Raw genomic sequence first — 5,973 nt, forward strand, 5'->3', positions numbered from 1 at the left:
TGGTTGCGGGAGCAGGATTTGAACCTGCGACCTTCAGGTTATGAGCCTGACGAGCTACCGGGCTGCTCCATCCCGCGACACTTTAAGTGACCTATCGCTTACGCTACTTGAGGTCTTGTGTTGGTCTAGCGCCTATTCGGCTACTTGAGACCGGGTAGTGTTCTTTTCATCGTGTTTGAGAGACTGTGGGCTTTTACTAGGTTTGGCGGTGACCTACTCTCCCGGGGCTTAAGCCCAAGTACCATTGGCGCGGCAGTGCTTAACTTCCGGGTTCGGGATGGGACCGGGTGTTTCACTTGCGCTATGACCACCAAACCGAGGAAAAGCCCATGTCGACTTTCCTGCGTTGCAGGAAAGCGACGAGGTGGCAGGCAGCGTCTTTTGCTTGCAAAAGGCGCGTTGCCACTCGGTTATATAATCAACCAACATCGCGGCTTGGCGCTGCGACGTTATCCAACTCAAGGTCAGTGTATGCTTTTGGTGATTTGTCTTTCCATTACTGGATCAAATCAAGCCTATCGGGCGATTAGTACCGGTCAACTGAACGCATTACTGCGCTTACATCTCCGGCCTATTGACGTGGTGGTCTTCCACGGCCCTCAGGGAGACCTTGTTTTGAGGGGGGCTTCCCGCTTAGATGCCTTCAGCGGTTATCCTGTCCGATCATAGCTACCCAGCACTGCCGTTGGCACGACAACTGGTCCACCAGTGGATCGTTCACCCCGGTCCTCTCGTACTAGGGGCAACTCCTCTCAAGTCTCCTACACCCACGGCAGATAGGGACCGAACTGTCTCACGACGTTCTAAACCCAGCTCACGTACCTCTTTAAACGGCGAACAGCCGTACCCTTGGGACCTGCTCCAGCCCCAGGATGAGATGAGCCGACATCGAGGTGCCAAACACTGCCGTCGATATGGACTCTTGGGCAGTATCAGCCTGTTATCCCCGGCGTACCTTTTATCCGTTGAGCGATGGCCCTTCCACTCGGGACCACCGGATCACTATGGCCGTCTTTCGACTCTGCTCGACTTGTCAGTCTTGCAGTCAGGCTGGCTTCTGCCATTGCACTCAACGAGCGATTTCCGACCGCTCTGAGCCAACCTTCGCGCGCCTCCGTTACGCTTTAGGAGGCGACCGCCCCAGTCAAACTACCCGCCACGCAGGGTCCCGGATCCGGATAACGGACCGCGGTTAGACATCAAGAGTGCGAAGGGTGGTATCTCAAGGGAGGCTCCACGGATACTTGCGTTTCCGCTTCAAAGCCTACCACCTATCCTGCACATCACAATCCTGATGCCAGTGCGAAGCTGTAGTAAAGGTGCACGGGGTCTTTCCGTCTAACCGCGGGAAGCCTGCATCTTGACAGGCAATTCAATTTCGCTGAGTCGATGTTGGAGACAGCGGGGAAGTCGTTACGCCATTCGTGCAGGTCGGAACTTACCCGACAAGGAATTTCGCTACCTTAGGACCGTTATAGTTACGGCCGCCGTTTACCTGGGCTTCAATTCAAGGCTCTCACCTCTCCTTTTAACCTTCAGGCACCGGGCAGGCGTCAGACCCTATACGTCGTCTTGCGACTTCGCAGAGCCCTGTGTTTTTAATAAACAGTCGCCACCCCCTGGTTTGTGCCCCCAGCCCCTAGTTGCCTAGGAACCGGGCCTCCTTCTCGCGAACTTACGGAGGTATTTTGCCGAGTTCCTTCAACATCGTTCTCTCAAGCGCCTTGGTATGCTCTACCAGTCCACCTGTGTCGGTTTAGGGTACGGTCTGATGGAGGGCTATTTCCAGGAACCACTCAGCAGCCCAATCAATCCGATAAGATTGAACTACACCTGTGATCCGTCACATCCTCCTGGCCTAGGAATATTAACCTAGTTCCCATCGCCTACGCCTTTCGGCCTCGGCTTAGGGGCCGGCTTACCCTGCTCAGATTAGCTTTAAGCAGGAACCCTTGGACTTTCGGCGAGAGTGTCTCTCACACTCTTTGTCGCTACTCATGTCATCATTCTCACTAGTGATCTCTCCACCGGATGGCTCACGCCCCGGCTTCATCGAAAGCTCCAAATATCCTCCAAGGCGATCCGAAGATCGCTAAAGAGGATAGGAACTATGTCACACTACGCTCTGCTACCGATGCTTACGCATCCCTAGACTTCGGCTCATGGCTTGAGCCCCGTTACATCTTCGCCGCAGGACAACTTATTTAGACCAGTGAGCTGTTACGCTATCTTTAAAGGATGGCTGCTTCTAAGCCAACCTCCTGGTTGTTTTGGTCGTCCCACCTGCTTTCCCACTTAGCCATGAATTGGGGGCCTTAGTCGTAGGTCAGGGTTGTTTCCCTCTCCACTACGGACGTTAGCATCCGCAGTGTGTCTGCCATCTAGTACTCCCGGGTATTCGGAGTTTGGTTAGGATCAGTAAGCCTGTGGGGCCCCATTACCCATCCAGTGCTCTACCCCCCGGGGTATTCGGATGACGCTCTACCTAAATAGATTTCGCAGAGAACCAGCTATCTCCGAGTTTGATTGGCCTTTCACCCCTAGGCACAGCTCATCCCGATCCTTTTCAACGGATGTGGGTTCGGTCCTCCAGTAAGTGTTACCTTACCTTCAACCTGGCCATGCCTAGATCACTCGGTTTCGGGTCTGATCCCACGAACTCATTCGCCCTATTAAGACTCGCTTTCGCTACGCCTACACCTAACGGCTTAAGCTTGCTCGTAAGACCAAGTCGATGACCCATTATACAAAAGGTACGCCGTCAGATCTCGAGGATCCTCCGACTGATTGTAGGCGTTCGGTTTCAGGTACTGTTTCACTCCCCTCGTCGGGGTGCTTTTCACCTTTCCCTCACGGTACTGGTTCGCTATCGGTCAGCAAGGAGTACTTAGCCTTCGAAGGTGGTCCTCCGATCTTCAGACAGAATTTCACGTGTTCCGCCCTACTTAATACGTCCATCAAAGCTTCCTATACGGGGCTGTCACCCGCTATGGCCACGCTTCCCAACGTGTTCTAGTCACTTATCTGGCTCGGCTGGTCCCCGTTCGCTCGCCGCTACTAGGGGAGTATCAATTGATTTCCTTTCCTCCGGGTACTTAGATGTTTCAGTTCCCCGGGTTTGCTCTTAAAACCCTATGTATTCAGGTCTTAAGTACCTGTTTAAACCCCATATTGAGTATCAAAGATAACAATATGAAGCTTTCAGGTGGGTTGCCCCATTCAGAGATCCATGGATCAAAGCTTATTCTCAGCTCCCCATGGCTTATCGCAGAGTATCACGTCTTTCATCGCCTCTTGCTGCCAAGGCATTCACCAAACGCCCTTCTCGCGCTTGATTTGATCCAGAAAGAGAAAGACAGACGTCCTTCACGGCAGACCCAGCTGGTAACTAAAGGCCGCCTCTGTTTCTGAACCAAAAGCATACTTTCCCGCCTTCTATCCTGGAACCCATGCTGCCGATGTCGGTCGGCCCCACATGGAGAATAGAAGACATGCATGATCGTCAGATCATGCGGGTTAGTGTACTTGACTTGGACAACTCTGTTCGTTTCAGCCGGGATATTCAAAGAGGGACGAGGAAACATCCCTAATCAAACCTCCCCCGAAGAGGACCAACTGAGATCAACGCCACACTCGGCGCCCATCAAACAGTGTTGATTGATTTCTCTCTATACGATGTCAATTGACGTCCAATCGGACGGTTAAGAACCCAAAGGTGCTTAACGATCTGATCGGGTAAATGGTGGAGCCTAGGAGGATCGAACTCCTGACCTCCTGAATGCAAATCAGGCGCTCTCCCAGCTGAGCTAAGGCCCCACAAAAAACGCCCCTTGCTCCGCAAAAGGCTTGGTGGGTCGAGGAGGACTTGAACCTCCGACCTCACGCTTATCAGGCGTGCGCTCTAACCACCTGAGCTACCGACCCAGACAGGCCGGTCGGCCTGATGTGTTCTGAAGAGATATGAGGACGGCTCGGTCCATGAGTTTGACCAACTTTGTTTGTTGATCTTCTGCTAAGTGTTCCACGATCAAGAGCAAGCTCAAGATACTAGGAACATCCTTAGAAAGGAGGTGATCCAGCCGCAGGTTCCCCTACGGCTACCTTGTTACGACTTCACCCCAGTCGCTGATCCTACCGTGGTCCGCTGCCTCCAAAAGGTTAGCGCACGGCCGTCGGGTAGAACCAACTCCCATGGTGTGACGGGCGGTGTGTACAAGGCCCGGGAACGTATTCACCGCGTCATGCTGTTACGCGATTACTAGCGATTCCGACTTCATGGGGTCGAGTTGCAGACCCCAATCCGAACTGAGACAGTTTTTTGGGATTAACCCATTGTCACTGCCATTGTAGCACGTGTGTAGCCCAACCCGTAAGGGCCATGAGGACTTGACGTCATCCACACCTTCCTCCCGCTTATCACGGGCAGTTTCCATAGAGTGCCCAGCCGAACTGCTGGCAACTAGGGATGTGGGTTGCGCTCGTTGCCGGACTTAACCGAACATCTCACGACACGAGCTGACGACAGCCATGCAGCACCTGTCACCGAGTCACCGAAGTGAAAGATCCATCTCTGGACCGGTCCCGGGATGTCAAGGGTTGGTAAGGTTCTGCGCGTTGCTTCGAATTAAACCACATGCTCCACCGCTTGTGCGGGCCCCCGTCAATTCCTTTGAGTTTTAATCTTGCGACCGTACTCCCCAGGCGGAATGCTTAATCCGTTAGGTGTGTCACCGAATAGCATGCTACCCGACGACTGGCATTCATCGTTTACGGTGTGGACTACCAGGGTATCTAATCCTGTTTGCTCCCCACACTTTCGCACCTCAGCGTCAGTATCGAGCCAGTGAGCCGCCTTCGCCACTGGTGTTCCTCCAAATATCTACGAATTTCACCTCTACACTTGGAATTCCACTCACCTCTCTCGAACTCTAGACCAATAGTTTTGGAGGCAGTTCCGGGGTTGAGCCCCGGGATTTCACCCCCAACTTTCTGGTCCGCCTACGTGCGCTTTACGCCCAGTAATTCCGAACAACGCTAACCCCCTCCGTATTACCGCGGCTGCTGGCACGGAGTTAGCCGGGGTTTCTTTACCTGCTACCGTCATTATCTTCACAGGCGAAAGAGCTTTACGACCCTAAGGCCTTCATCACTCACGCGGCATGGCTGGATCAGGGTTGCCCCCATTGTCCAAGATTCCCCACTGCTGCCTCCCGTAGGAGTCTGGGCCGTGTCTCAGTCCCAGTGTTGCTGATCATCCTCTAAAACCAGCTATAGATCGTAGGCTTGGTAGGCCATTACCCCACCAACTACCTAATCTAACGCGGGCTAATCCTTTGGCGATAAATCTTTCCCCCGAAGGGCTCATACGGTATTACTCTCCGTTTCCAGAGGCTATTCCGTACCAAAGGGCATATTCCCACGCGTTACTAACCCGTCCGCCGCTCACCCCGAAAGGCGCGCTCGACTTGCATGTGTTAGGCCTGCCGCCAGCGTTCGTTCTGAGCCAGGATCAAACTCTCAAGTTGAAAAGCACTTACATGCTTATCCTTGACGTTCGAACCTCTGCACATCTTTAGTTGTGCTACCGCCTATTCGGCTACTTGAGCACGAATAAACGACACCCTCAGCCGGCTAGCCGAGAGTACAACTAAAAGTCATCTGTTTGTTGTGCTTCAGGTCTCCTAAGAAACCGAAAGCCGTACAAACAGTGAAGCTGACACTGGTCATCGGGGAAAAACCCCTACCAGCGCGATATACAGACATTCAATCCGTCGAAACGAACCAAACCGCCCACATATCTCTTCAGTTATCCATCAATGTCAAAGAACAAAACAACCAAGACCCAAAAACCAGACCATAACGCCAATCTCTCAGCGCCACCGCCCAATCAAAAACCTCAGATGCCCCCAGTCTCTCCCGAGCGTCTCCGCAGCTTCCACCGCGTCCCAGCACCTCAGCAGCGCCGGTGAAGGG

General features: G+C 53.3%; 3 tRNA genes and 3 rRNA genes. All 6 read right to left on the reverse strand.

The features are described 5' to 3' along the window. Positions 1–77: transfer RNA gene (locus tag ACR0AH_RS21030), tRNA-Met, on the reverse strand. A 123-nt stretch (positions 78–200) separates the two neighbouring features. Further along, positions 201–315: ribosomal RNA gene (gene rrf, locus ACR0AH_RS21035) — 5S ribosomal RNA — on the reverse strand. A gap of 190 nt (positions 316–505) precedes the next feature. Further along, positions 506–3,337: ribosomal RNA gene (locus ACR0AH_RS21040) — 23S ribosomal RNA — on the reverse strand. Positions 3,338–3,740: 403 nt separating this feature from the next. After that, positions 3,741–3,816: transfer RNA gene (locus tag ACR0AH_RS21045), tRNA-Ala, on the reverse strand. A 31-nt stretch (positions 3,817–3,847) separates the two neighbouring features. Continuing rightward, positions 3,848–3,924 (reverse strand) — tRNA-Ile (locus ACR0AH_RS21050). 139 nt (positions 3,925–4,063) lie between these two features. Further along, a 16S ribosomal RNA gene (locus tag ACR0AH_RS21055) occupies positions 4,064–5,525 on the reverse strand. Together the 16S, 23S and 5S rRNA genes with 3 tRNA genes alongside form the textbook arrangement of a ribosomal RNA operon. Positions 5,526–5,973: the final 448 nt, after the last annotated feature.

The sequence above is a fragment of the Ruegeria sp. AM5 genome (assembly GCF_056540645.1).